We start from the raw sequence: 1,061 nt of genomic DNA, 5'->3' as shown, positions 1-1,061 counted from the left end.
GTGACCTTGCCCTGCCACAGCCCGCTTTCCTTCGACAGCAGCAGATGCTCCGGCCGCACGCCGGCGGTGGTGGCGCCCTTGCTGCGGGCAAAGTCGCCGGTGATGAGGTTCATGCGCGGTGAGCCGATAAAGCCGGCGACGAAGAGGTTGGCGGGGGTGCGGTAAAGCTCCATCGGCGAGCCGACCTGCTCGATATTGCCGCGGTTGAGTACCACGATCTTGTCGGCCATGGTCATGGCTTCCACCTGGTCGTGGGTGACGTAGATCATCGTTGTCTTCAGCGTGTTGTGCAGCTCGGAGATTTCCAGCCGCATGGTGCCGCGCAGCGCCGCATCGAGGTTGGAAAGCGGCTCGTCGAACAGGAAGGCTTTCGGTTCACGCACGATGGCGCGGCCGATGGCGACACGCTGGCGCTGGCCGCCCGACAGCTGCGAGGGCCGGCGTTCGAGATAATCGGTGAGGTTCAGCACCCGGGCGGCATCCTCGACCTTCTTGTCGATCACCGCCTTGTCGAGCTTGGCCATCTTCAGCGGGAAGGCGATGTTGTTCCTGACACTCATATGCGGATAAAGCGCATAGGACTGGAACACCATGGCAAGGCCGCGCTCGGCCGGCGCCTTTTCGGTGGCGTCATTGCCGTCGATGACGATCTTGCCGCCGGAGACGTCCTCCAGCCCGGCGATCAGCCGCAGAAGCGTGGACTTGCCGCAGCCCGACGGGCCGACGAAGACGACGAACTCGCCGTCGTTGATATCGAGATCGATCGACGGGATGACTTTCGCCTCACCGAAGAGCTTGGACACGTTCTGAAGGGAAATGCTGCCCATGTTTGTCGTTCCTTATTTCACGGCGCCAAAGGTCAGGCCACGCACGAGTTGTTTCTGCGAGAACCAGCCGATGACGAGAATGGGGGCGATCGCCATCATCGAGGCGGCCGAGAGTTTTGCCCAGAACAGCCCCTGCGGCGAGGAGAAGGAGGCGATGAAGGCCGTCAGCGGGGCTGCATTGGTGGTCGTCAGCCGGATGGTCCAGAAGGCTTCGTTCCAGGCAAGGATGACGTT

Annotated in this window: 1 protein-coding gene and 1 pseudogene; both read right to left on the bottom strand. The window is 62.4% G+C overall.

Annotation, left to right across the window (positions count from 1 at the left end):
- On the bottom strand, positions 1 to 827 hold an 827-nt coding region (locus EXN68_RS27315; protein ID WP_142843698.1), incomplete at its 3' end, for an ABC transporter ATP-binding protein.
- Between the two features lie 12 nt (positions 828 to 839).
- Positions 840 to 1,061, bottom strand: a pseudogene (locus EXN68_RS27310) (carbohydrate ABC transporter permease); the annotation flags it as partial.

The organism is Martinezella rhizogenes, assembly GCF_007002745.1.
Taxonomy (GTDB): domain Bacteria; phylum Pseudomonadota; class Alphaproteobacteria; order Rhizobiales; family Rhizobiaceae; genus Agrobacterium; species Agrobacterium cucumeris.
Note: the sequence above shows the minus strand (reverse complement) of the source record. Positions and strands in the feature narration are given on the sequence as shown.